At 73.1% G+C, this 23,435-nt stretch carries 22 protein-coding genes; 6 read left to right on the top strand and 16 right to left on the bottom strand.

Going from position 1 to position 23,435, the window contains the following annotated elements; genetic code table 11:
* The coding region (locus ABZ449_RS33665) for an amidohydrolase family protein (protein ID WP_360353715.1) at positions 1-497 on the top strand (497 nt) is incomplete at its 5' end.
* Positions 498-567: 70 nt separating this feature from the next.
* Here ABZ449_RS33665 and ABZ449_RS33660 read toward each other — a convergent pair.
* Both ABZ449_RS33660 and ABZ449_RS33655 read right to left on the bottom strand, forming a co-directional pair.
* Positions 568-1,596: a hypothetical protein gene (locus ABZ449_RS33660; protein WP_360353713.1), complete on the bottom strand. Its 1,029-nt coding sequence runs from the start codon at positions 1,594-1,596 to the stop codon at positions 568-570.
* A 170-nt stretch (positions 1,597-1,766) separates the two neighbouring features.
* On the bottom strand, positions 1,767-3,551 hold the full coding sequence (locus ABZ449_RS33655; RefSeq protein ID WP_360353712.1) for a diguanylate cyclase: 1,785 nt from the start codon (positions 3,549-3,551) through the stop codon (positions 1,767-1,769).
* A gap of 371 nt (positions 3,552-3,922) precedes the next feature.
* Here ABZ449_RS33655 and ABZ449_RS33650 point away from each other — a divergent pair, with 371 nt between their 5' ends.
* Positions 3,923-4,450: a flavin reductase family protein gene (locus tag ABZ449_RS33650; protein WP_360353710.1), complete on the top strand. Its 528-nt coding sequence runs from the start codon at positions 3,923-3,925 to the stop codon at positions 4,448-4,450.
* 11 nt (positions 4,451-4,461) lie between these two features.
* Here the strand turns inward: ABZ449_RS33650 and arfB are convergent, their stop codons facing one another.
* Complete coding sequence (gene arfB / locus ABZ449_RS33645; protein ID WP_360353708.1) at positions 4,462-4,896, bottom strand: alternative ribosome rescue aminoacyl-tRNA hydrolase ArfB; 435 nt, start codon at positions 4,894-4,896, stop codon at positions 4,462-4,464.
* Positions 4,897-5,003: 107 nt separating this feature from the next.
* Here arfB and ABZ449_RS33640 point away from each other — a divergent pair, with 107 nt between their 5' ends.
* Together ABZ449_RS33640 and ABZ449_RS33635 are read left to right on the top strand one after the other, a co-directional pair.
* Positions 5,004-5,492 (top strand): hypothetical protein, encoded by a 489-nt coding sequence (locus ABZ449_RS33640; protein WP_360353706.1) that lies wholly within the window; start codon positions 5,004-5,006, stop codon positions 5,490-5,492.
* Positions 5,493-5,638: 146 nt separating this feature from the next.
* Positions 5,639-6,214, top strand: coding sequence for a TerD family protein (locus ABZ449_RS33635; RefSeq protein ID WP_360353704.1), 576 nt, complete (start codon positions 5,639-5,641; stop codon positions 6,212-6,214).
* 85 nt (positions 6,215-6,299) lie between these two features.
* Here ABZ449_RS33635 and ABZ449_RS33630 read toward each other — a convergent pair whose 3' ends face one another.
* The 7 genes from ABZ449_RS33630 to ABZ449_RS33600 all read right to left on the bottom strand — a co-directional run bounded on the left by ABZ449_RS33630 (position 6,300) and on the right by ABZ449_RS33600 (position 12,941).
* A complete protein-coding gene (locus ABZ449_RS33630; RefSeq protein WP_360353702.1) occupies positions 6,300-7,499 on the bottom strand; it encodes a hypothetical protein in 1,200 nt (399 codons plus the stop codon).
* 134 nt (positions 7,500-7,633) lie between these two features.
* A complete protein-coding gene (locus tag ABZ449_RS33625) occupies positions 7,634-8,122 on the bottom strand; it encodes a DUF3180 domain-containing protein (RefSeq protein ID WP_360353700.1) in 489 nt (162 codons plus the stop codon).
* A gap of 197 nt (positions 8,123-8,319) precedes the next feature.
* Positions 8,320-8,919, bottom strand: coding sequence for a 2-amino-4-hydroxy-6-hydroxymethyldihydropteridine diphosphokinase (gene folK / locus ABZ449_RS33620; protein ID WP_360353698.1), 600 nt, complete (start codon positions 8,917-8,919; stop codon positions 8,320-8,322).
* A 120-nt stretch (positions 8,920-9,039) separates the two neighbouring features.
* Positions 9,040-9,399 carry a dihydroneopterin aldolase gene (gene folB, locus ABZ449_RS33615; protein WP_360353719.1) on the bottom strand — a complete coding sequence of 120 codons (360 nt, stop codon included), beginning with the start codon at positions 9,397-9,399 and terminating at the stop codon, positions 9,040-9,042.
* Positions 9,400-9,645: 246 nt separating this feature from the next.
* Positions 9,646-10,143: a nuclear transport factor 2 family protein gene (locus ABZ449_RS33610; protein ID WP_360353696.1), complete on the bottom strand. Its 498-nt coding sequence runs from the start codon at positions 10,141-10,143 to the stop codon at positions 9,646-9,648.
* 10 nt (positions 10,144-10,153) lie between these two features.
* A complete protein-coding gene (folP, locus tag ABZ449_RS33605) occupies positions 10,154-11,035 on the bottom strand; it encodes a dihydropteroate synthase (protein WP_360353694.1) in 882 nt (293 codons plus the stop codon).
* A 64-nt stretch (positions 11,036-11,099) separates the two neighbouring features.
* Complete coding sequence (locus ABZ449_RS33600) at positions 11,100-12,941, bottom strand: phosphatidylglycerol lysyltransferase domain-containing protein (protein ID WP_360353692.1); 1,842 nt, start codon at positions 12,939-12,941, stop codon at positions 11,100-11,102.
* 377 nt (positions 12,942-13,318) lie between these two features.
* On the opposite strand from ABZ449_RS33600, the gene ABZ449_RS33595 reads away from it, so the two are divergent.
* Together ABZ449_RS33595 and ABZ449_RS33590 are read left to right on the top strand one after the other, a co-directional pair.
* Entirely contained in the window at positions 13,319-14,473 is a 1,155-nt protein-coding gene (locus tag ABZ449_RS33595; RefSeq protein ID WP_360353690.1) for an alpha/beta hydrolase-fold protein, read from the top strand.
* A gap of 151 nt (positions 14,474-14,624) precedes the next feature.
* A complete protein-coding gene (locus ABZ449_RS33590; RefSeq protein ID WP_360353688.1) occupies positions 14,625-15,413 on the top strand; it encodes a ferritin-like domain-containing protein in 789 nt (262 codons plus the stop codon).
* 66 nt (positions 15,414-15,479) lie between these two features.
* Here the strand turns inward: ABZ449_RS33590 and folE are convergent, their stop codons facing one another.
* From folE to dacB, 6 genes are all read right to left on the bottom strand, one after another.
* Positions 15,480-16,085 carry a GTP cyclohydrolase I FolE gene (folE, locus tag ABZ449_RS33585; protein WP_049654054.1) on the bottom strand — a complete coding sequence of 202 codons (606 nt, stop codon included), beginning with the start codon at positions 16,083-16,085 and terminating at the stop codon, positions 15,480-15,482.
* 107 nt (positions 16,086-16,192) lie between these two features.
* On the bottom strand, positions 16,193-18,247 hold the full coding sequence (gene ftsH, locus ABZ449_RS33580; RefSeq protein WP_360353685.1) for an ATP-dependent zinc metalloprotease FtsH: 2,055 nt from the start codon (positions 18,245-18,247) through the stop codon (positions 16,193-16,195).
* Between the two features lie 226 nt (positions 18,248-18,473).
* Positions 18,474-19,028 carry a hypoxanthine phosphoribosyltransferase gene (gene hpt / locus ABZ449_RS33575; RefSeq protein WP_030059589.1) on the bottom strand — a complete coding sequence of 185 codons (555 nt, stop codon included), beginning with the start codon at positions 19,026-19,028 and terminating at the stop codon, positions 18,474-18,476.
* A 70-nt stretch (positions 19,029-19,098) separates the two neighbouring features.
* Positions 19,099-20,226: a tRNA lysidine(34) synthetase TilS gene (gene tilS, locus ABZ449_RS33570; RefSeq protein WP_360353683.1), complete on the bottom strand. Its 1,128-nt coding sequence runs from the start codon at positions 20,224-20,226 to the stop codon at positions 19,099-19,101.
* 284 nt (positions 20,227-20,510) lie between these two features.
* Positions 20,511-21,683, bottom strand: coding sequence for a zinc-dependent metalloprotease (locus ABZ449_RS33565; protein ID WP_360353681.1), 1,173 nt, complete (start codon positions 21,681-21,683; stop codon positions 20,511-20,513).
* 108 nt (positions 21,684-21,791) lie between these two features.
* Positions 21,792-23,432, bottom strand: coding sequence for a D-alanyl-D-alanine carboxypeptidase/D-alanyl-D-alanine-endopeptidase (dacB, locus tag ABZ449_RS33560; protein WP_360353679.1), 1,641 nt, complete (start codon positions 23,430-23,432; stop codon positions 21,792-21,794).
* Positions 23,433-23,435 lie beyond the last annotated feature (3 nt).

The following is a 23,435-nucleotide window of genomic DNA, read 5'->3' as shown; positions in this document are numbered from 1 at the left end:
GCCCGATCGTCGCCCTGCTGGAGGACGAACGGGTCACCGTCGAACTCATCAACGACGGCGTGCACCTGCACCCCTCCGTCCTCGACCTCGCCTACAGCACCGCCGGCGCGAACCGCGTCGCCCTGATCACCGACGCCATGGGCGCCGCCGGCATGGGCGACGGCCTCTACCCCCTCGGCCCCCTCCAGGTCGAGGTCAAGGCCGGCGTGGCCCGGCTGGTCGAGGGCGGCGCGATCGCCGGCTCCACCCTCACCCTGGACATGGCGTTCCAGCGCGCGGTCACCGTCAACGGGCTGAGCCTGAACCAGACCGTGGAGTCGCTGTCCGCCACCCCCGCCCGGCTGCTCGGCCTGAGCGACTCGATCGGCTCGCTGGAGACGGGCAAGCTCGCCGACCTCGTCGTGGTCGACTCCCGGACCTACGGCCTGGTCGCCGTGATGCGCCGCGGCCGCTGGGTGCTCGGCGGCGAGCGGTTCTCCACCGTCAAGCCCGCCTGAGCGGCGCCCGGAACGCGACGGCCGCCCGTCCCCCTCGGGGGCGGGCGGCCGCGGCGCGTCCGGGGGCCGCTCAGGCGCTCGGCTCGATGGTGATCTGGTCGATCAGGATCGGCCCGGAGGGCACCGTGAAGGTCACCGAGTTCGACCCGGCCTGGAACTGCGGGAGTATCCAGGTGGAGAACCAGGCGGAGGTCTGGTCCTTGGGGGGCGCCCCGTAGACCTTGTAGGTCACCCCGCTCGGCCAGTCCTTGCCGTTCACCACGGCCGAGCCCTTGAGGTCCGCGCCCGTGTAGTTGTAGTGCACGCTCAGCTTGTACGTCCCGGCCGTGGCGACGTCGCCGGTCCAGGTCACCGAGCCGCCCGGCTGGAGCGTCAGGTAGCTGCCGTCGGCGGACTTGGCGCCCTTGACGCCGTTGCCGACCGGCGCGTTCTGCGCCTGGAGCTGGCCCGCGTCCACGTTCGTCGGGCCGGCGATGGCGCTCGTGGTCGCCGTGGGGGTGGCGCTCGCGTTGGTGGCCGTCGGCGCCGGAGCCCCGGTGGTCGGCGGAGCGGCGGTGCTGGTGCCGCCCTTGGCGTTGTTGTCGCCGTCCGGATCCCCGGTGGAGAGGGCTATGCCGGCCCCGATCGCTATCGCCGCGACCACCGCGACCGCGCCGATCACCGCGCCCTTGCTCCGGCCGCTGCCACGGGGCTCCTCGCCCGGCTGCGGCCGGGAGTGCTCCGCGTAGCGGGTCTGCTGGGTGGGCGCGGCACCGTACTCGGGCTGCGGCGCGGGCTGACCGTACGGGGCCTGCGGCTGGCCGCCCGGGTACCCCTGCGGCGGCATGCCCTGCTGGCCGTACGGCTGCTGGGGCTGCTGCGGCGCCCGCTGCGGCCCCCCTTGCTGGTAGTGCTGGCCGTACTGCGCGCGCCCGACCTCCATCGGCCGGCTGTACGACGTGCGCGGGACCCCCTGCTGCGGCTCCGCCGGCTGCCCGGTGGAACCGTCGGCCGGGCGGTAGAGGTAGCCGAACGGGTCGTCGTCCTGCGGGGCACCGCCCCCCTGGCCCTCGGGCACTCCGTTGCTGCCGGCGGTCGTCACGGTGGTCTGCTCCCCCATCCGGTGCGCCGCCGGCTGCGGGCGGCGCAGATCATGGACGCTGTCGTACCGGGAACCCTACCTGCCGTACGCGACAGCGGGAAAAGGCCCCTTGACAACTCACCGGTAACCCGGCCGGACCAGGGCGGACCCGCACCCGCGGCGCTCGCCCGCCCGCCCGTCCCGTCCGCTCAGCCCGCGCGCCGGTGCGAGCGCTCGCCGCGCGCGCCGCGCACCGCCCCGCCCCGGGCCCGCTTCTCGTCGTACATCCGCTCGTCGGCGGTGTGCAGCACCTCCTCGATGCTCATCCCGCAGCCGGCCCAGCCGACCCCGAGGCTCACCCCCACCCGCATCGCCCGCCCGTCGATCCGCATCGGCGGGATGATGGCGCCCCGCAGCCGGTGGGCGAGGTCCTTGGCCTCCTCGCGGCCGATCCCGTCGGCCAGCACCACGAACTCGTCACCGCCGAACCGGGCGACCGTGTCCCCGTCCCGGACGGCCTGGCTCAGCCGCCGGGCGACCTCGACCAGCACCGCGTCGCCCGCGTTGTGGCCGAACCGGTCGTTGATCGACTTGAAGCCGTCCAGGTCGCAGAAGAGGACCGCGAGCCCCTTGTCCACCGCTGCCGCGCCGCCGGAGCGGAAGGGCACCGACCAGGCGTCGCCGCCCGGCCCGTACTCGGCCGGGACCACCGCGTGCACGTGCTCCCCGTAGCCCGGGCCCAGCCCGCTCGGCAGGCCCTCGGGCAGCCCGTAGCCGTGCGCCGGCCCGGCGTACGGGTCCGCGCCCTCCAGCCCCTCGTGCGCCGTGTGCGCGCTGTAGGAGTCGGCCGGGTAGCCGTACGGCTGCGGGTAGGCCGCCTCGACCTGGCCGGCCGCGCCGACCGGCTGCGGCTGGGCGCAGAGCCGGCGGGCCAGCCGGGCCTTGAGCTCGGCGCCGTTCGGCAGCCCGGTGAGCGCGTCGTGGCTGGCCCGGTGGGCGAGCTGGAACTCGTGCCGCTTGCGGTCCTCGATGTCCTCGACGTGGGTGAGCAGGAAGCTCGGCCCTTCGGCCGCGTCCGCGACGATCGAGTTGCGCAGGCAGACCCACTGGTAGCCGCCGTCCCGCCGGGACAGCCGCAGCTCGGCGCGGCCGCTCTCGGCGCTGGTGCGCTCCAGCAGCGCCCGGTCCTCGGGGTGCACGAGGTCGGCGAAGCTCTGCTGCCGCAGCACCGCCCGGGGCCGACCGAGCAGTCGGCAGAGCGCGTCGTTGACCCTGGTCAGCTGGCCGCGCCCGGCGCCGTGCAGCTCGGTGATCGCCATCCCGCTGGGGGCGTACTCGAAGGCCTGGCGGAAGCTCTCCTCGCTGGCCCGCAGCGCCTGCTGCTCCTTCTCCAGGCGGGCCAGCGCGCGCTGCATCTCGGCCCGCAGCCGGGCGTTGCCGATCGCGATCGAGGCCTGGAGGGAGAACATCTCCAGCGCCTCGCGGGTCCACGCCCCGGGCCGCTTGCCGCTGCGCGGGCGGTCCACCGAGAGGACGCCGAGGAGGTCGCCGCCGGCGCTGTACATCGGGGCGAGCAGTCCGTCGGCGGGGTGCCAGTCGTTGGCGTACACCGGCAGCAGACCGTCCCCGATCCAGCGCGGGATGTCGCTGGCGACGGCCCAGCCGCGGTCGTACGGCAGGAAGCGCAGGGTGCCCCAGTGGTCGCTGACGCCGAGCAGCCGGTCCCAGGACTCCCGGGAGCCGACCTGGCCGAGCAGCACGGAGGGGCCGCCCATCGGGCTCTCCTCCAGCTCCCAGACGGCCGCCACCACGAGGTCGCCGTCCGGCCGGACCAGGCTGACCGCGGCGGCGTCGAAGCCGAGCCCGTGCACCGCGCCCTCGACGACGGCCTGGAGGGTGCCAGCGAGGCTGCGGGCAGCGTTGAGGTCCGCCACGACCCGGTGCAAGGTGCGGAGGGTCGCGAGACGGACGTACGGCTCCGACTCGGCTTCCATGCGGGGGCTCCCCGGCTGCTTCGGATAGTTCTTGATTGGTTATCGTCCGATTGCCAGAAGAACTGAATCACAGGGAGCACAGCGCTCGGCACGCTCGGTCAGCAATAGGCCGTCACTTGTGACTTAAATCACACGACACTAATGCGCCCTTAATCAGTTCATCTGTCCCATAGCAGGACATAAAGCGCTATCGGTACATTTCTGGTGGTCGACCGCATTGGCCCCCGGCTGAAGCCGACTGAGCCCGCCAGTCCGGCCACTTCACTCCTGAGGGTGAGTTCGACCACCGGGAGCAACCCTTCGGCCGGACCGCCGGTCCTACGACCAAGGCCCGATGCCGTTTCCCCTGGGCGACGACTACCGTGCGGTACGTGCACCCGTCCCCGCAGCCCGAAGCTGCCCCCCACGCCACGCCCGACGAGTTCCGGGCTGCCCTCTCCCAGCTCGCCGCCGGCGTGAGCCTGGTGACCGTCCACGACTCGGAGGACGGCGAGGACGTCGGCATGACCGCCACGTCCTTCCTCTCCGTGTCGCTGGAGCCGCCGCTGGTGCTGATCTCGGTCCGCGAGGACTCCCGGATGGACGAGGTGCTCTCCCGGAACGACACCTGGGCGGTCTCGCTGCTGACCGAGGGGCAGAAGACGCTCGGCTCCCGGTTCGCCATGAAGGGCCGGCTCAGCGACCGCCTGCTGTTCGCGGACACCCCGTACCGGCGCGGCCCCCGCACCGGCGCCCCGCTGATCGAGGGCGCGCTGGCCACCGTCGAGTGCCGCACCGAGCAGCGGATACCCGCCGGCGACCACACCCTGCTGCTCGGCCGCGTCCTGGAGGCCACCGTGCCCGCACCCGGCGGCCGCCCGCTGCTCTACTTCCGCGGCGGCTACCGCACCCTCGGCTGAGACGCCCCCGGCTACTCGCCGCCCCGCGGCGCCCGACGGCCCTGCTTCAGCTCGGAGCGGTGCCGCTTGTTGTCCAGCCGCCGCTCGACCATCCCCCGGCTCGGCCTGGTCGCCCGCCGGGCCTTCGGCGGCGGTGCGCACGCCTCGGTCAGCAGCGCCGACAGCCGGGCCGCGGCCGCCTCCCGGTTGCGCCACTGCGAGCGGAACTCCGAGGCCTGGACCACCAGCACCCCGCCGTCCACCAGCCGACCGGCCAGCCGCTCCAGCGCGCGCTCGCGCCACACCTCGGGCAGCGCCCTGGTCGAGGCCAGGTCGAAGCGCAGCTCGGCCTTGGAGTCGGAGGTGTTGACGTGCTGGCCACCGGGGCCGGAGGAACGCGAGAAGCGCCAGACGAGCTCGGCGTCGGGGACGACCACCGACCCCCGTACGCGGATGGGCTCGGACATGCGTCCATCATCGCGCGCCCGGCCCGCCCGGTCACGCGGTTATCGGTACGCCCCGCGCCGGCCCACCCGGTTACCCCCGGGCGCCCCGAGCCCCGACAATGGCGTACGTGATCGAGCTCGGCTACTCCCTCTCCAACCGCTTCCCCGACCCCCCGCAGACGGACTACCGCACCGCGTCCGTGCACGCCCTGCGGTACGACCTGTTCGCCGGCGACGTCTACCTGGACGGCGAGGGCGCGGAACTGTCCACCGCCTGGGGCTGGGTTCCGGTGCTCGACTTCGCCTGGGCGCTGTGCGACGTCGCCGAACTCCTGGACCGCGACCCGGACGGCGGCCGGGCCGCCCGGGTGCAGACCGCCGACCTCGACTTCACCCAGAACACCGAGCTGCTGCGCTTCGCCCGCCGCTTCAACTGGGTCGAGGTCACCGCCACCTGGCTGCCGGACGAGCCGCCGGTGGTGGTCCGCCACGGTGAACTTCGGCGCGAGGCCCGGGACTTCCTCCAGGACACGCTGGCCGACCTCTTCGACATGCACCCCGACCTGGCCGACAATCCGAACATCTGGACGCTGCAGGGCCGGTTCCCCCGGATCTGACAGCGGATCCGGCAACGGCTTTGCCCGGGCTTTGCCCTCCGATTGGCGCCCTCGAAGAATTCACGGCTCCTGCGGAACCAAGCCGACGGAGTATTGCGTTGTCCCGGGAAAAAGCGCACGAAACGAACGAAGGGACTGCAAACGTCATGCCAGTGAGCCTCTCCAAGGGTGGCAACGTCTCGCTGACCAAGGAGGCCCCCGGCCTGTCCGCGGTCACCGTCGGCCTGGGCTGGGACGTCCGCACCACGACCGGCGCCGAGTTCGACCTCGACGCCAGCGCGATCGTCCTGAACGCGGACGGCAAGGTGCTGTCCAACGCCCACTTCGTGTTCTTCAACAACACCAGCACGCCGGACAACACCGTCGTGCACACCGGTGACAACCGCACGGGTGAGGGCGCGGGCGACGACGAGGCGATCAACGTCAGCCTGTCCGGCCTGCCGGCCGAGGCCGTCAAGATCACCTTCCCGGTCACCATCTACGACGGCACCGCCCGCGGCCAGAACTTCGGCCAGGTCCGCAACGCCTACATCCGCGTGGTGAACGCGGCCGGCGGCAGCGAGATCGCCCGCTACGACCTCTCCGAGGACGCCGCCACCGAGACCGCGATGATCTTCGGCGAGCTCTACCGCAACGGCGCGGAGTGGAAGTTCCGCGCCGTCGGCCAGGGCTACGCCTCCGGCCTGGCCGGCATCGCCCAGGACTTCGGCGTCCAGATCTGACGCACCCGCGGAAAACACCGCGGCGCGGAAAGTCGGTCACTCCGACTTCCCGCGCCGCGGTTTTCGTTTCTCCGGCCGGCGGGCCTCAGCGCGAGGCGCGCAGCTCCGGCAGCTGGATCAGCTCGGTCTCGTCCTCCGGGGTCAGGTCCACCACGGTCGGCTCGCCCGGTCCGGGCCGCTCGGCCGGCTCCGCCGCCCGGGCCTCGGCCTCGGCCTTCGCGGCCACCGCCTCGTCGCCCACCACGTCCGCCAGGTCGGCGCGCTCGCCCAGTTCGGCGACGCTGCCCACCGCCGGCGCCGGGGCCGCCGGGCGTGCCGGGACTCCCGAGCCGCGGCCGAAGAAGCTGAAGCCCTGCCCGCGCGCCTGCCCGGACTGCGCCGGACGCGGCCGCTGCCGCTCCCCCTGCGCGGGCGCCGCGGCGGGGACGGCCGGCGTCCCGCCGAGCTGACCGACCGTCGCGGTCAGCTCCGGACGCACCGGCTCGGGGCCGACCGGCTCGGGACGCACCGGCTGGGGGCGCACCGGCTGGGGGCGCACCGGCTCGGGACGCACCGGGGCCTGGGCTACCGGGGCCTGCCCCGGGGTGGGCACCGAGGGCGCCACGGGGGCCGGCACGGGCACCGGGGCGGGCACCGGGGCGGTCTGATCCGCCGGGACGATCGGGGCCGCCGGGGCGATCGGCGCGGGCGCCGAGGACGCCCGCAGGGCGACCTCCGCACCCGCCGTACGCGCCCGCTGGGCCTCCTGCTCCGCCGCGCGGCGCTCCAGGAGCCGCAGCACCGCCGCCGCCCGCACGAACGCGGCCGGGCTGGCCGGGTACTTCGGACGGCTCGCGGCGAGCGCACGCTGGGTCGCCTCGGCCTCCTTGAGCGCCTGCTCGGCGACCGTCACGGCCCGCTCGCGCAGCAGCCGGGCGATCTCGGTCTCGGCCTTCGCCAGCCGCGACTTCTCCGCCGTCAGCCGCCGCCCGAACCGGGTGGCCCGCTCCTCGGCGACCTCCGCCGCGTACTCGGCCTCGGCCAGCTGCTCCTCGAACCGCTCCTCGGCGCGCAGCCGCTGTGCTGCGGACATCTCGGCGGCCGCCCGGGCCGCCTTGTCCCGCTGGCGCAGCAGCAGCGCGAAGCCGAGCGTCGCGATCAACGTCGCGATGCCCACCGAGCGCACCAGGATGGTGTCCTGACTGAAAAGCAGAGCGGCCAGTGCGGCGACCAGCAGCACGCCGGCGGCGGTGGGGGGAAAGATCCGGCCGAGGACGGAGGAATGACGGTGGCGTCCGCGAGACATGCCCAAGAAACTAGCGTGCGAATTGGGGCCGTGTCAGCCCAGGGTCCCCTTCCGCCCTTGACAGGGTGCGGTTTTTACCGCACGTGCCCGGGTTCTCACTCAAGATCACGAGAAAGGCCCTGCTCAGCGACGCCTCAGCGGTGCGACGCCGCCTGACCGCCCGGGTCGTCGTGGTTCTCCGGCAACTTGCACACGTGCTGGATCCAGAGCGCCGCCGCGATCACCGCGGCTCCCGCCAGCACCGCGAGCCCGGCCGTCACGGCCTGGTCCTTGCGGGCCGACACGTCCAGCTCGCCCAGCAGGTAGATCCCGGCCCCCGCGTAGACGCCGGTGACCACCGCGGAGACCAGCGCGCTGGCCTGCCCCAGCACCACCGCCCGGGCCGCCAGCAGCGGGTCGACCCCCTTCGCCCCGGGCTGCCGCTCGCGCACCGCCTTCAGCCGGGCCCGCAGCGACAGCGCGGTCGCCAGCAGGATCACCGCGACCGCCGCCAGCACCACCGGCGCCGCGGCCGGCACGGCCGGCAGCGTGTCCACGGAGGCCCACAGCTTGGAGCCGGCCCAGGACAGCGCCGTCGTGGCGGCGGTGATGCCGATCAGCAGGCGGAGGCGAAGCAGCTTCACTCGGAGGAGGTCCTTCCCGGGTACCGGAACCGGCCGTCCGCCCGGTGGCCCGGCGCGGCGACGCCAAGCCACCGTACCGGGCCCGGCCGGGCGGACACCCGCGCGAACGGCGGACACCTACTCGTACGGCCGGGCCCCCGGCCGAGTTCCCCGGGCCCACGGCCCCGGACCTCGCCGCCCGGAGCCCGGCCCCGGGCCTACTCCGGCAGCGTCAGCCGGATGTCCTCGCGGCGCTTCACGCCCTGCGCGTCCGGGCCGCCCAGCGCGGTCAGCAGCGCGTCCACCCGCCCGTGCCCGGGCACCTCGGCCTCCGGCTGGGCGTCCAGCCAGGGAGCGAGCACGAAGGCCCGCTCGTGCGAGCGCGGGTGCGGCAGCACCAGCTGCGGGTCGTCGCTCAGCACGCCCTCGTAGGCCAGGATGTCGACGTCCAGGGTGCGCGGGCCCCAGTGGACGGTCCGCACCCGCCCGAAGGCGTCCTCGATGGCGTTGCCGCGCTCCAGCAGGTCCCGCGGGGGCAGCGAGGTGCGCAGCACCACGACCGCGTTGTAGTAGTTCGGCTGCTCCTCGGGCCCGCCGACGGCCTCGGTCTCGTACACCGCGGAGACGGCCTTGATCCTCAGCCCCGGGGTGTCGGCGAGCGCGTCGACGGCGCCCTGGAGGGTGTCCAGCCGGTTGCCCAGGTTGCTGCCGAGCGCGATCACCGCGCAGCGCTGGCCGTGCAGCGTGGTGTCGGCCGAGTCCACCCGGCTCTCCAGGTCGAACGCGTTCGGCGTGGCGGTCGGGTCGCTGGTGCTCATGCGCCCGCCTCGCCGCGCTCGGCAGGGGCATTCACCCGTGCGCGCCCCTTGATCATTCGCTCGCTTCGCTCGCTCATCGAAAAACGTCCTCTACATCGGATACCGGGCGCGCGGCGGGGGTCATGCGCGGCCCCGGTGGATGGTCACGGTCACGTCGTCGAACGGCACGGTGATCGGGGCGTCCGGCTTGTGCACGGTGACCTCGACCTCCTCGACCGCTTCGTGCTTGAGGCACTGGTCGGCGATGCGCTGGGCCAGCGTCTCGATCAGGTCGACCGGCTCCCCGGCGATGATCGCGGTGACCTCCTCCGCCACCAACCCGTAGTGCGCGGTGCGGGTGAGGTCGTCTCCGGCCGCGGCTGGGCGGGTGTCCAGGTACAGCACCAGGTCGACCACGAAGGTCTGCCCCTCGGCGCGCTCGCGCTCGAAGACGCCGTGGTGGCCCCGGGCTCGCAGCCCCCGCAGGGTGACGCGGTCCAGCAAACGAATCACTGCTCCCAGTCGGACGGGCCCCACCCGGAGAAAGGCATGGACGGGCAGGGCGAAGGCGGGCAGCACGCCCGCCACTCCGTTTCGAATCTACCCGCGAGCACGGACAACGCCTGACCGTCCTACCCGGCACGAACCGACGCCACGCGCGCCGATACGGCGATTGACGTGAACGTTCGGTGACCACTCGGAAATTCCCGGCGACTTTCCGGCGCGGCATTTCCGCAACCGCCGGAATCAGCTCTCCTCGTCGTCGTCCCCGCTGGTCAGAACGGGTGAACCGTGGTGCGACCAGAGCTTCCACCCGGCCGGGGTGCGGCGGAACAGATTCGTCGACACGACCTTTCCGCCGACCAGTGGTCCGAGCTCGCCCTCCTCCTCCGACTCGCCGCCGGACAAGATGTTCTCGGTGCACGTGACAAGGGCCACATCACCGTGCACCTCGGCCTCGACATCGGTCAGGAAGAACTGGATGTACTCCGTGTTCATCATGATCAGCATGTACGACCTGGTCACCTGCGCCCGGCCGCGGAGCACCGGCCAGCCCGGGTGCACGCACACCACGCCGCCCTTGTCGTCGGCGTCGGCGGCACCCAGCCAGACGTCCTCGACCGCCTCCAGGTCCCCGCGTTCCAACGCCTCGTAGAGCCGCCGGTTCGCCGCGAGCACGGCCTCCAGGTCCGCCTCGCGGGCCCGCCCGGCCGTACCGCCGCTCAACCTGCCGTCACCCGTCACAGACCCTCCCTCACCCCAACCGTGCCGCGTGCTGCCAGGCCGCGACCACCCGGACGGCGTCCGCCGTGCCGGACACGTCGTGCACCCGCACCGCCCAGGCTCCGGCCCGGGCGGACAGCACCGACACCGCGGCCGTCGCGTCGTCGCGCTCCCGGGCCGGGCGCAGTTCCCCGGTTGCCGGGTCGGCGAGCAGCGTACCCAGGAACCGCTTGCGCGAAGCCGCCACGAGCACGGGACGGCCGAGCGCGGTGAGCGCGTCCAGCCTGCCGAGCAGTGCCCAGTTGTGCTCGGAGGTCTTGGCGAAGCCGAGCCCCGGGTCGAGGATCAGCTGGTCCTCCTTGACCCCGGCCGCCAGCAGGGCGTCCACCCGGTCGGTCAGCTCGGCGACCACGTCCCGCACCACGTCGCCGTAGACCGCCATCCGGTCCATGTCGGCGGACTGCCCGCGCCAGTGCATCACCACGAAGGGCGCGCCGGTCTCGGCGACCACCCGGGCCATCGCCGGGTCGGCGAGGCCGCCGGAGACGTCGTTGACGATCGTGGCGCCGGCCTCGACGGCCCGCTCGGCGACGGTGGCGCGCATGGTGTCCACGGAGACCATCACCCCGGCGTCGGCGAGCTCGCGCACCACGGGGAGCACCCGGCGCAGCTCCTCCTCCTCGGACACCCGCTGCGAGCCCGGCCGGGTGGACTCACCGCCGACGTCCACCAGGTCCGCGCCGCGGGCCCGCAGCGCGAGGCCGTGCGCGATCGCCTTGGCGGGGTCGTGCCACATCCCGCCGTCCGAGAAGGAGTCCGGCGTGACGTTGACCACGCCCATCACGGCGCAGCGCTCCAGTCGCGGCAGACCGGCCGGCAGGGAGAAGGACGGCGAATCGTTCATGTCTCCCATTATCGAACGGGGCCCCCGCCGAGGATTGTCGGCGGGGGCCCCGTTCCGTGTCGGCGGGCAGGTGCTAGGCGGCCTCGGTGACCTCGCGGGTCGACGGGACCGGCATCAGCCCCTCGCGCTGGCGCTTGCGGCCGAAGCGCGGCATGCCGAGGGTGATGAAGGCCTCCGCCTGCATCGCGGCGAAGCCGATCCGCGGCAGGTCCCGGGTGCTCGGGAAGACCAGGAAGCGCGGCTCCCACTCGGGCTGGAACTTGGCGTTGAACTTGTACAGCGACTCGATCTGGAACCAGCGCGACAGGAAGACCAGCAGCCCGCGCCAGGCGCGCAGCACCGGGCCGGCGCCGATCCGCTCACCGCGGGCCAGCGCCGAGCGGAACATCGCGAAGTTGAGCGACACCCGGCGGATGCCCATGGCACCCACCGCCTGCAGGGCGGCGACGATCAGCAGCTCGTTCAGGCCCGGGTCGGCGGCGCGGTCGCGGCGCATCAGCTCCAGCGAGATGCCGTCCGGCCCCCAGGGCACGAAGTGCAGCACGGCCTTCAGGTCGTCGCCGCTCTCGCCCTCCTCGGGCTCCTTGTGGGCGGTGACCACCACGCACTCGTCGTCCAGCGGGTCGCCGAAGCGACCGAGGGCCATCGAGAAGCCGCGCTCGGTGTCCGTGCCGCGCCAGCGGGCGGCGGCGTCGGCGATCCGGTACTTCTCCTCCGCGGTGAGCTCGGAGACCCGGCGCACCTTGCAGGAGTAGCCGTTGCGCTCGATCCGCTTGACCATCTGGCGCACGTTGCGCATGGCCCGGCCGGAGAGCGAGAAGGTGGAGGTGTCCACGATCGCCTCGTCGCCCAGCTCCAGCGCGTCCAGGCCCGCCTCACGGGTCCAGACCTCGCCGCCGACCTCGCTGCAGCCCATCACGGCCGGCACCCAGGCGTGCTCGCGGGCCTCGGCCATGAACACCTTGATCGCGCCGGGCCAGGCCTCGACGTCGCCGACCGGGTCGCCGGAGGCCAGCATCACGCCGGAGACCACCCGGTAGGAGATCGCCGCCTTGCCGGTGGGCGAGAACAGCACGCTCTTGTCGCGGCGCAGCGCGAAGTAGCCGAGCGAGTCGCGCTCGCCGTGCCGTGCGAGCAGCTCGCGGACCTTCTCCTCGTCCTCCGCGGTCAGCTCGGGCTTCGGCTTGCCCGGACGCAGCGCCAGGTAGGCGGTGGTGAAGGCGGTCAGCAGGCCGAGCCCGCCGAGCAGGTAGGCGACCAGGTCGGACATCCGGACGTTGTTGTACCGGATCGGGCCCTCGAAGCCGAACAGTCCGTACCCGACGTGCTGCAGGCGCTCGGTCAGGCCGGGGTGGCCGATCTCGTACTTGGTCCGGGTGCTCACGATCAGCAGGCCGAGCAGCACGCTGAGGACGCCCATGACGACCAGGTTGACCAGCGCCCGCCAGCGGGTGCGCGGGTCGGCCTTGGCGTAGAACTCGCGCTGGTGGACCAGCATCACGACGAGGAGCACCATCGAGACGACCGCCGGGCCGATCTGGTGCCAGCGCACGATGTGCAGCCCGGCGCTGACCGGCAGCAGCACGCAGACCGCGCGCCAGGCCCGCCGCTTGCGCCGGCGCAGCGCGTGCGCCAGCGGCACCAGCAGGATGCCGACCATCAGCGCGCCGACGGCCGCCAGGCTGGTGGTGCCGCCCGGCAGCTGCCCCGCGAAGGTGTGCACCTTGGTGTGCCGGAGCTTGGGGAACACCGCGCTGGCGACGTCCATGAGCCCGATCAGCAGACAGGCGTAGCCGACCGCTCCGGGGAGCCAGGCCCTCGGGACGGCGGACGCCTGGTTGCGCAGCGTCTGCAGGCCGCGGCGACGGCGCGACGGCTGCTCGGGGCTCGGCTCAACGGACACGGGAACGCTCATGGAAGCTCAGCGTAGAGGCTGCGGTGCGGTGTCCCGTCACTCCGGGGGAGGACGCGTGATGGACCTTCATGCCTATTCCTTCATCAGGCAATGCGCATACCAAGGACCCGGAAACGATCGGTAAACCGGGTCCGTGGCGGCGCTGCGGGTTGAGCCGGCGGTGGGAGCCGGGGGTCCGCCGCCGCGTGGCGCGACGGGGGCCCCCGGGACGCGTTACGTACGGTGGACGCCGCATTCTAGGGCGCCGGTTGCCTGTGGTTCGCCCCGCCCTTCCAGCCCGCCCGGGCGTCCGGACGGCCTAGCCGCGCCGGCCCGGCCTGACGGTCCGCCAGACCACGAAGCCCGCACCGCCAGTGTCCCACCGGAAGGCCGACGGCATGGAACTGACCAGCGACGCGCTGGTGAACTCGCTGCTCGCACTCGGCGTAGCGGCCGTGGTCACGACCCTGTGGGTCTGGCCTCGGCTGGCGCCCCAGCGTCCGCTGCCGGTGCTCGGCCGGATCGGACTGCTGACGGTCGTTCAGGCCTCCGTCCTGGCCGTGCTCGCGCTGTCGGTGAACAACTCCTTCGGGTTCTACACCTCCTGGCACGACCTGCTCAGCCCGGGCGGCGCCAAGCTCGCGCTGACCAGCAACGAGAACCACAAGGGCGGCACCCCGGTCCCCGACGCGCTGGTCCAGCCCACCACCGAGGGCGGCCTGGAGACCATCACCAACCTGCCGAAGGGCCCGCCCGAGGAGGTCGGCAGGGTCGAGTCGGTCCGGGTCAGCGGCAAGGAGACGGGCTACTCCGACCAGATGTTCGTCTACCTGCCGCCCGCGTACTTCGACCAGAAGCTCGCCCTGGTCCGCTTCCCCGTCCTGCTGGCCATCGCCGGCTACCCGGGCACCACGCTGAACCTGCTGCACGAGTTCCCGTTCGCCCAGACCGCGATCGAACTGCAGCGCTCCGGCAAGATGCCGCCGACCGTCCTGGTGATGGCCCGCCCGGCGGTCGACCCGTCCCGGGACACCGAGTGCGTGGACGTCCCCGGCGGGACGCGCACCGAGACCTGGTTCGTCAAGGACGTGCCCGAGGCCATCCGCGGCAGCTACCGGGTCGGCCGCACGGCCGGCTCCTGGGGCACCCTCGGCTACTCCACCGGCGGCAGCTGCGCGCTGCGCCTGGCGATGCGCTTCCCGAACGTCTACGGCAACGCGGCGAGCCTGCACGGCGACTTCACCGTGCGCCAGGACAACTACACCGGCGGGGACCTCTTCAACGGCGACAAGGCGCTGACCCAGCAGCACGACCTCGGCTGGCGGCTGCAGAACCTGCCCGTCCCGGCGCTCAACCTGCTGGCGGTCTCCACCCGCACGGAGGGCGACTACCCCCAGACCGTCCAGTTCGTCGACCAGGCCGCCCGGGCCGCGGCGGCCAACCCGCAGTTCACGATCGACTCGCTCTACCTGGACGACGGCGGGCACAACTTCGACAGCTGGACCAGGGAGCTCCCGGCCACGCTCGAATGGCTGGGCGCGCACCTGGGCTAGGACGGGCGCCCGGAAGGGCGCCGGGCCGGCACTAGGACAGGCGGGTGATTACCCGCCGGTCGGCCCGGACGGCCGGCGGCTCGGGGGGACGTATCGCGACCGCCCGTCGGTCACCGCCGGGCGCCGCCCCGGACCCGCGCAAGGAGGCACCGTGCTGAGCACCCGTTCGCTCTTCGACGAGATCTACCGGAACGACCAGGCGTACCAGCTGTTCTGCAGCATCGCGGCCGACGGCGAGGACCAGGGCGGCTGGGAGAACGAGCGGATCACCGCGCTCACCCGGGATCCGGTCCTCGCCCCGAAGGTCGCCCGGCACGGTGCCGACGAGCGCAAGCACGGCCGGATCTTCGCCCAGCTGCTGCACAAGCGCGGCCTGCCCAAGGTGCCCGTGCCGGACGAGGCCGACTACTGCATGCTGCTGGAGCGCCAGGGCGTCGGCCTCTCCCACGAGCGGCTGAACAGCGACGTCCCGCTGACCGACCGCGAGATCATCACCTACCTCGCGCACAGCCGGGTCACCGAACAGCGCGCCGCCGAGCAGATGCGCCAGCTGGTCAGGGTGTACGGGGACAACCCCGACCTCGGCCGGGCGATGCGGATGATCTCCGCCGACGAGGACAACCACCTCGCCTACTGCCACGAGGAGCTGCTGCGGCTGCTCTCCGAGGGCCACGGCCCGTACATCCGGCACACCCTGGAGACCAGCGCCCGCGGCGAGATCCGGACCCACCGGGACGTCGCCCTCGCCGTCACCACCCGGATGGCCCGGATCCTGCGCTGGCCGCGCTGGCAGCTCGCCCTGGTCACCCTCGGGGTGCACGCGCTCTACCTGTACGACCGCGCCTACGGCTGGCGCCGGATGGTCACCCTGCGGATGCCCGAGCGCCGCAACGCGCTGGGCACCCCGGCTCCGCCGCACGCGGAGCACGAGGTGTTCTGAGCACCGCCCGGCCGTGGGCACCGCCCGGCCGGACGTGCCCACGGCCGGGCGGTGCCCCTGGTCCGTCTAGCGGCCGATGATGAGGCTCATCGCCTCGGCCCGGGTGGCCGGGTCGCGCAGCTGGCCGCGCACGCAGGAGGTGATGGTCTTGGCGCCGGGCTTGCGGATGCCGCGCATCGACATGCACATGTGCTCGCACTCGACCACGACGATCGCCCCGCGCGGCTCCAGGATCCGCATCAGAGCGTCGGCCACCTGGCTGGTCAGGCGCTCCTGCACCTGCGGCCGGCGGGCGTAGACGTCGACCAGCCGGGCGAGCTTGGACAGCCCGGTGATCTTGCCGCTGGTGGACGGGATGTACCCGACGTGGGCCACGCCGCGGAACGGCACCAGGTGGTGCTCGCAGACCGAGGTCAGCTCGATGTCCTTGACCAGCACCATCTCGTCGTGGCCGAGGTCGAAGGTGGTGGTCAGGACGTCCTCGGGCTCCTGCCACAGGCCCGCGAATATCTCCTTGTAGGCCCGCGCCACCCGGGCCGGGGTCTCCAGCAGGCCCTCGCGGTCCGGGTCCTCACCGACGGCGAGCAACAGCTCGCGGATGGCGTTCTCGGCCCGCTTCTGGTCGAAGGTACCGACGGCGGGCGGACCGTCGAACGTCACCGGGTCGATCATGCGGGCCTCGCTTTTGTATCGGAAGACTCTGGCAGAACAGCACGGATGCCGCGCCTCCAGGGTACAAACCCTGGTGACGCGGCATCCATTCCCCGTCCAGCGGGAGGTCAGCCCTCGGTCGGCGGCTCGCCGGCCGGCATCGGCGGGAGCTTCACGACGTCCACCGGAGCGCTCTCGACGGAGGCGGCGCCGTTGGTGAGCGCCAGCTCCTTCGGGGACTGCACCGGCGGCCGGGTGGACGGCGTGCGACGGGCGGAGCCCGTCCAGGCCGGCCGGGCCGGGCGCTTGACGATCGGGGCGAAGACCTCGGCGATCTGCTCCTTGTTCAGGGTCTCCTTCTCCAGGAGCTCCAGGACCAGGTTGTCGAGCACGTCGCGGTTCTCGACCAGGATCTCCCAGGCCTCGTTGTGCGCCGTGTCGATGAGCTTCTTGACCTCTTCGTCGACCAGCCCGGCGACCTCTTCCGAGTAGTCGCGCTGGTGGCCCATCTCACGGCCCAGGAACGGCTCCGAGTTGTCGCTGCCGAACTTGATGGCACCGAGGCGCTCGGTCATGCCGTACTGGGTGACCATGGCCCGGGCCGTCGCGGTGGCCTTCTCGATGTCGTTCGAGGCGCCCGTGGTCGGGTCGTGGAAGACCAGTTCCTCCGCCGCGCGCCCGCCCATCATGTAGGCGAGCTGGTCGAGCATCTCGTTGCGGGTGGTGGAGTACTTGTCCTCGTCCGGCAGCACCATGGTGTAGCCGAGGGCCCGACCGCGGGACAGGATGGTGATCTTGTGCACCGGGTCGCTGTACTGGCAGGCCGCCGCGACCAGGGCGTGACCGCCCTCGTGGTACGCGGTGATCTTCTTCTCCTTGTCGGACATGATCCGCGTGCGCTTCTGCGGACCGGCCACGACGCGGTCGATCGCCTCGTCCAGGATGCCGTTGTCGATCAGCTTCTTGTCCGAACGGGCGGTCAGCAGCGCCGCCTCGTTGAGGACGTTCGACAGGTCGGCACCGGTGAAGCCGGGGGTGCGCTTGGCGACGGCCGACAGGTCGACGTCGGGCGCGATCGGCTTGCCCTTCTGGTGCACCTTGAGGATGTCCAGCCGGCCCTGGAGGTCGGGGCGCTCCACCGCGATCTGGCGGTCGAAGCGGCCCGGGCGCAGCAGCGCCGGGTCCAGGATGTCGGGGCGGTTGGTCGCGGCGATCAGGATCACGCCGCCCTTGACGTCGAAGCCGTCCATCTCGACCAGCAGCTGGTTGAGGGTCTGCTCGCGCTCGTCGTGGCCGCCGCCGAGGCCCGCGCCGCGGTGCCGGCCGACGGCGTCGATCTCGTCGACGAAGACGATCGCCGGGGCGTTCGCCTTGGCCTGCTCGAAGAGGTCGCGGACGCGGCTGGCGCCGACGCCGACGAACATCTCGACGAAGTCCGAGCCGGAGATGGAGTAGAACGGCACCCCGGCCTCGCCCGCGACGGCGCGCGCCAGCAGGGTCTTGCCGGTACCGGGCGGGCCGTAGAGCAGCACGCCCTTGGGGATCTTGGCGCCGACGGCCTGGAACTTGGCCGGCTCCTGGAGGAACTCCTTGATCTCGTGGAGCTCCTCGACCGCCTCGTCCGCGCCGGCGACGTCGGCGAACGTGGTCTTCGGGGTGTCCTTGGTGAGCAGCTTGGCCTTGGACTTGCCGAACTGCATGACCCGGGAGCCGCCGCCCTGCATCTGGTTCATCAGGAACAGGAAGACCAGGACGATGATCACGATCGGGAGCATCGACAGCAGCAGGCTGACGAAGGTGCTCTGCTTCTCGGGGCTGATCGTGTAGCCCTCGGCGAGCGTGCTCTGGTCCTTGTCGTTGACCTGGGCCTGGAGCTTGTCGGCGATGGCGACGCCCTGGTCGCCGATGTACGAGGCCTGGAACTTGCTGCCGGACGGGGTCTTGCCCGTACCGGCGCTGGGCAGCGTGGCGCCGTCCTTCAGCTGGATCTTGATCGTGTTCGAGTCACCGGTGGTGATCTGCGCCGACTTGACGTTGTGCGCGTCGATCGCCGCGACGACCTGACCGGTGTCCACCGTCTTGTAGCCGTTCGAGTCCGAAACGACCTGCATCAGTACGATGACGGCGAGGACGGCCAGCACGATCCACATGATCGGCGCACGGAAGTATCGCTTGACGTCCATCCATGCGGGGCGTTGCCGCCCCGTCCCTCCTGCCACTCAACGGCGCCGGGGGGCCTTTGGCCGCGGCGCATCCGATTGGTGCTCATGTGAAGAGCGGTTTATTGGACCGTACCGCAGTCCGACCCACCCATGGCGGGAGCACGGCGACACGGCTTTGCTTCTTTGTCCCCCGGGTCCAACGGGCGGGAACGGCCTACTGTTCCCGCCCGTGGTCCGAACGGGACCCTCAGCCGCCGTAGACGTGCGGGGCGAGGGTGCCGATGAAGGGGAGGTTGCGCAGCTTCTCCGCGTAGTCCAGGCCGTAACCGACCACGAACTCGTTGGGGATGTCGAAGCCGACGTACTTCACGTCGATCTCGACCTTGGCCGCGTCCGGCTTGCGGAGCAGGGTACAGACCTCCAGCGAGGCCGGACCGCGCGAACCGAGGTTGCCCAGCAGCCAGGACAGCGTCAGACCGGAGTCGATGATGTCCTCGACGATCAGGACGTCACGGCCGGCGATGTCGGTGTCCAGGTCCTTCAGGATCCGCACCACGCCGGACGACTTGGTGCCCATGCCGTACGAGGAGACGGCCATCCAGTCCATGGTGACCTGCGAGTGCAGGGCCCGGGCGAGGTCGGCCATGACCATCACGGCCCCCTTGAGGACGCCGACGATCAGCAGGTCCTTGCCTGCGTAGTCCCGGTCGATGCGCTCGGCCAGCTCCAGGAGCTTGGCGTCGATCTCGTCCTTGCTGATGAGCACCTTCGCGAGGTCAGCGCCCATGTCGTTCTGGTCCACCGGGGATACGTCCTCAAACGTTCGGGGTCTTTGTGGCCGGCGGCCGGCTCCCCGGGGCATGACCCGCCCGTCAGTCGCCCTGCCGCCGAAAGACCAGCGTGCCACACCTGCGGGTGGCCTCGACGCCCCCGGGTAGGTGCAGCGGCCCCTGTCCGCGCCATCCGGTGACCAGCAGGTCGATCGTCTCCAGGTGCCGGGCGAACAGGTCCCCGGCCGGACAGCCCGCCCGCAGCGCGGCCCGGCGCAGCACCCGGCGGCGCACGGCGGGCGGCAGTTCGGCCAGTTTCACGGCGTCCAGGGCGCCGTCGCCCGTACGGAGGTCGCGTTCGGCCAGGGAGGCCCACTGGTCGAGGGCGTCGGCGTCGTCGCGGAACAGCCGGGCGGTGCGGGCCAGCGCCTCGACCACTCCGCCGCCCAGGTGCTTCTCCAGGACCGGCAGCACCTCGTGGCGCACCCGGGAGCGGGTGTAGGCGGGATCACAGTTGTGCGGGTCGTCCCAGACCGGGATCGACTGGGCGGCGCAGGCCTGCCGGGTGGCGGCCCGGTCCAGCTCCAGCAGGGGGCGGCGGTAGCGGCCCTTCTGGGCGGGCATCCCGGCCAGCGAGCGGGCGCCGGAGCCGCGGGCCAGGCCCAGCAGCACCGTCTCGGCCTGGTCGTCCCGGGTGTGGCCGAGCAGCACCGCGATCGCTCCGTGGCGGTCGGCGGCGGCGTCCAGGGCGGCGTAGCGGGCGTCCCGGGCGGCGGCCTCCGGGCCCCCGGCGCGGCCGACCCGCACCGGGACGGCCTCCACCGGGTCGAGGCCGAGCGTGCGCAGCCGGTCGGCCACCTGGGCGGCGCGCTCGGCGGAGCCGGCCTGGAGGCCGTGGTCGACGGTGACGGCGCCGACCCGCAGGCCGATCTTGGGGGCCTCGAAGGCGGCGGCGATGGCCAGCGCCATCGAGTCCGCGCCGCCGCTGACCGCGACCAGGACCAGCGGCGAGCCGGGCGCGGCCGGGGTGCGGGGCAGCCCGGAGGGGTGGCGCGCGGCGTTGCCGATCAGGGTGGTGCCGACCGCGGCACCGACCAGCGGCGCCCCGGCCGGGCGCTCGCGCGGCTCGCGCGCGGGTGCGGTGAAGGTGGAACCGGCCTCGGCGGCGAGGTCGGTGAGCGTACGGCGAACGGCCAGGCGTATCGCGGCGACAGCGGGGTGAGGGCCCACGGCGGACGACTCCTCGACGGAGGGGGACAGGACTCGCGGCGGACGCGGCGGGAACCGCGCACCGCATGAGCGCCCGGTTACCGGGCGCTCACAGATGGTGGCAGATAGTGGCCACCCGCTACGCCACCCGCGCCCCCGGTACGACGACCGTCCCACGTTCGGGTGAATGAAGAAACGCTTCTTCACCCGTCGTCTGGCCGATTGGACCACTCGTACGAGCGGGTTTGACCGACGCGCGCCGCTTGCCGCCCGGCTCACGGCGCGCCCGCGTCAGGAGGGGTCGCTCAGCGGGCCACCCGGGCCACCCAGGCGGCCGGGTCATGGATCTCGTCCTTGGTCGGCAGGGTGTTCGGGGAGGTCCACACCCGGTTGAACCCCTCCATGCCGACCTGCTCCACCACCCCGCGCACGAACACCGCGCCGTCCTGGTACTGGCGCAGCTTCGCGTCCATGCCGAGCAGCCGGCGCAGCAGCAGGTCGAGCCGGTTGGCGCCGCGGTCCCGCCGCTGCTGGAACTTCTCCCGGATCTCGGCGACCGTCGGCACCACGGCCGGGCCGACGCCGTCCATCACCACGTCCGCGTGGCCCTCCAGCAGCGACATCACGGCCGTCAGCCGACCGAGGATCTCGCGCTGCGCGGGCGACTGGACGATCTCCAGCAGGTTCCCGGAGGAGGCGCGCTCCCGGCTGCCGCCGCCCGGCAGGCCGCCGAACGAACCCGCCGCGTCCCGCAGCCGCTCCAGCAGGGCGCCCGGGTCGACGTCCGTCTCGGCGAGGAAGGACTGCACCTCGGACTGGATGTGGTCGCGCAGCCACGGCACCGCGGTGAACTGCGTCCGGTGCGTCTCCTCGTGCAGACAGACCCAGAGCCGGAAGTCGGACGGGTCGACGTCCAGCTCCCGCTCGACGTGCACGATGTTCGGCGCCACCAGCAGCAGCCGGCCCGGGCCGGGACCGTCCGGGCCCAGCCGCGGCTTGTCGAACAGAGCGGCCGGGCTGTCCGGCGCCTCCAGCGGGGGCTCCGCCGGGGCGAAGGTCTCGTACTGGCCCAGCACCTTGGTGGACAGGAACGCCAGCAGCGCCCCGACCTCGATCCCGGTGGCCTTCTCGCCCACCGCGCCGAACACCCCGGCCGCCCCGCCGTTCGTCCGGCGCGCCTGGAGCTTCTCCACCAACGGCTGGACGACCGTGCGGAAACCCGCCACGTTGGCCCGGATCCAGCCGGGCCGGTCCACCACCAGCACCGGCGTCGCCGCGGCCCGGGACAGGCTGGACGAACGCATGCCGGTGAACGCCCGCACGTGCTCCTCCGCCTCCAGGGCGTGCCGGCGCAACTCGGCGACCACCGCCGCCGCTTCCTCCCGGCTCACTTCCGGACCCGGCCGCACCAACCTGGTCGCGGTTGCGACCGCGAGGTTCCAGTCGACCATGTCAGCACCGCCACTCGCGCTCGTCATGCCCTCACCGTACGTGCTCCCCACCACCAACGGCAGCCACCCGCCGCCAAGACCTCTCCCCCACCGGCCCGCGGCACCGCCGGCGGCCGGGGCGGGGGCCGGGCCGGGTCAGTGGCAGCCGCAGGTGGTGAGGCGGCCGGCGAAGCGGTCCATGGCGGCGCGGGCGGTGTCGACGGGGGCGGTGGTGCGGGTCATGACGGCGAAGGCGAGCAGTCGGCCGTCGGCGTCGACCGCGGTGCCCGCGAGGGTGTTGACGCCGTTGAGGGTGCCCGTCTTGGCACGGATCAGGCCGGCCGCGTCGGCGGCGCCGGACCCGGAGCCGTAGCGCTTGTTGAGGGTCCCGGTGAAGCCGGCGACCGGGAGGCCGGTGAGCACCGGGCGCAGGGTCGGGTGCTGCTCGGAGGCGGCCAGCGCGAGGAGTCGGGTCAGCACGGCGGGCGGGATCGCGTTGCCCGGGTGCAGGCCGCTGCCGTCGTTGAGGACCACGCCGCCCATCGGCACGCCGAGCCGGGTGAGTTCCTGGGTGACGGCGGCCGCGGCGCCCTCGAAACTCGCCGGCTGGTGCGCGGCGATGGCGACCTGACGGGCCATCGCCTCGGCGAGCTGGTTGTCGGAGGTGGTCAGCAGGCGTTCCACCAGCCGGACGACCGTCGGCGAGACGACGTCGCCGAGGGGAGCCGCGCCGGAGGCGGTCGGGGCGGGGGCGGGCGCCGCGGCGGGCTTGGGCTTGCCCGTCACGGTGATGCCGCGGGCGTTGAGCAGGGCGGCGAAGGTGTCGGCGGCCGCGGCCGCCGGGTTGGCGACCCGGTCCGGCGCGTCCTCCCGGCTCTTCGGGTCCACCCTGCCCTCGTCCACCATCAACGGGACCACCAGGGCGATGTTCTGCCCGTCGTGGTTCTTGTGCTGCGGGCCGCCCGCGTACAGCGACAGGTCGTAGTCCATCTGGACCGCCGTGAGGCCGAGGCCGCGGAGGCTCTCGGCGGTCTGCCGGGCGAGGAGGTCCAGCGAGGCGGGGGCGGTGTCGGCGTCGGCCGGCTGTCCACCGATCTGCACCTGGTCGGCGGGCAACGCGGTGAGCGTCGGATCGCCGCCGCCGACCAGGGTGATCGTGCCCGGGTCCGCGCCCCGGACCACCCGGGTGTGCAGCCGGGTGTCGCCCGGGATGAGGGACAGGGCCGCGACCGCGGTGGCCAGCTTGGTGGTGGAGGCGGGGGTGGCCGCGGCGTTCTCCCCTGAGCCGTACAGGAGTTGGCCGGTCGCGGCGTCCGCGACGGCGAAGTTGACCTCACCGAGGCTCTGGTCGGTGCGGACGGCGGCGAGCGCCTGCTGGAGGCCCTGCGGGGTGGGGACGGCGGCACCCGTGGCACCGTCGACGGCGGCCAGCACGGCGCCCGGCGCGGGGGCCGGGCGTGCACCGGACGCGTCGCCACCCCCGGTGGCGGGGGCGGAGCCGGTGGACGCGGGGGCGGTGGGTGCCCCGGCCCGACGGCCGGGTGCGGTGCTCGGGCCGTCGTTCGACCGGGATCCGGCGCCGCCCTTCCCGTGGTCGCCCTTCCTCCCGTCGTGGCCGCCCTGCCCGTCGTGGTCCTCGTCCTCGCCCGGCCCCGCACTGTGCCCGCCCGGCGGCGGGGACGGCTGCGCGTACGCACCGCCCGGGGTCAGGACCGCACCGACCACCAGCAGCGCCGCTCCGAACAACCCCGCGGCCGTCCCCCCGCGGCGGCGCGGCGCCCCTCCCCCTGCTCCCACCGA

Source organism: Kitasatospora sp. NPDC005856, from assembly GCF_040629945.1.
Lineage (GTDB): Bacteria > Actinomycetota > Actinomycetes > Streptomycetales > Streptomycetaceae > Kitasatospora.
This window is presented reverse-complemented; position numbering and strand designations above follow the sequence as displayed.

Excerpts from the sequence above, each read along its gene's own strand:
- ABZ449_RS33660 (WP_360353713.1), bottom strand. The coding sequence starts at position 1,596 with ATGGGGGAGCAGACCACCGTGACGACCGCCGGCAGCAACGGAGTGCCC.
- ABZ449_RS33655 (WP_360353712.1), bottom strand. The coding sequence starts at position 3,551 with ATGGAAGCCGAGTCGGAGCCGTACGTCCGTCTCGCGACCCTCCGCACC.
- arfB (WP_360353708.1), bottom strand. The coding sequence starts at position 4,896 with ATGTCCGAGCCCATCCGCGTACGGGGGTCGGTGGTCGTCCCCGACGCC.
- ABZ449_RS33635 (WP_360353704.1), top strand. The coding sequence starts at position 5,639 with ATGCCAGTGAGCCTCTCCAAGGGTGGCAACGTCTCGCTGACCAAGGAG.
- ABZ449_RS33630 (WP_360353702.1), bottom strand. The coding sequence starts at position 7,499 with ATGTCTCGCGGACGCCACCGTCATTCCTCCGTCCTCGGCCGGATCTTT.
- folK (WP_360353698.1), bottom strand. The coding sequence starts at position 8,919 with ATGAGCACCAGCGACCCGACCGCCACGCCGAACGCGTTCGACCTGGAG.
- folP (WP_360353694.1), bottom strand. The coding sequence starts at position 11,035 with ATGGGAGACATGAACGATTCGCCGTCCTTCTCCCTGCCGGCCGGTCTG.
- ABZ449_RS33600 (WP_360353692.1), bottom strand. The coding sequence starts at position 12,941 with ATGAGCGTTCCCGTGTCCGTTGAGCCGAGCCCCGAGCAGCCGTCGCGC.
- ABZ449_RS33595 (WP_360353690.1), top strand. The coding sequence starts at position 13,319 with ATGGAACTGACCAGCGACGCGCTGGTGAACTCGCTGCTCGCACTCGGC.
- folE (WP_049654054.1), bottom strand. The coding sequence starts at position 16,085 with ATGATCGACCCGGTGACGTTCGACGGTCCGCCCGCCGTCGGTACCTTC.
- ftsH (WP_360353685.1), bottom strand. The coding sequence starts at position 18,247 with ATGGACGTCAAGCGATACTTCCGTGCGCCGATCATGTGGATCGTGCTG.
- ABZ449_RS33565 (WP_360353681.1), bottom strand. The coding sequence starts at position 21,683 with ATGACGAGCGCGAGTGGCGGTGCTGACATGGTCGACTGGAACCTCGCG.